Raw genomic sequence first — 262 nt, 5'->3', positions numbered from 1 at the left:
GATCATGTCGATCTCCTGGCTGCTGCAGAACGAGGCATTACCGTCGCGGAGGAGACGTTCTCGAACAGCATCAGCGTAGCGGAACATGTCGTCATGACGGTGCTGGCGCTCGTCCGGAATTTCGTTCCAGCTCATCAGTTTGCGGCGAACGGAGGCTGGAACATCGCGGACTGCGTGAGGCGAAGCTACGATCTCGAAGGAATGCATTTCGGAACGATCGGGGCAGGGCGTATCGGACTGGCCGTGCTTCGACGACTGAAGC

Annotated in this window: 1 protein-coding gene; it reads left to right on the top strand. The window is 58.8% G+C overall.

Features of this window, described 5'->3' with window-relative positions:
• A partial coding sequence (locus SB756_RS31515) for an NAD(P)-dependent oxidoreductase (protein WP_410913429.1) occupies window positions 1–262 on the top strand: 262 nt, incomplete at both ends.

Source organism: Pseudomonas sp. SIMBA_068 (assembly GCF_046534705.1).
In the GTDB taxonomy this organism is placed as follows: Bacteria; Pseudomonadota; Gammaproteobacteria; order Pseudomonadales; family Pseudomonadaceae; genus Aquipseudomonas; species Aquipseudomonas putida.
Note: the sequence above shows the minus strand (reverse complement) of the source record. Positions and strands in the feature narration are given on the sequence as shown.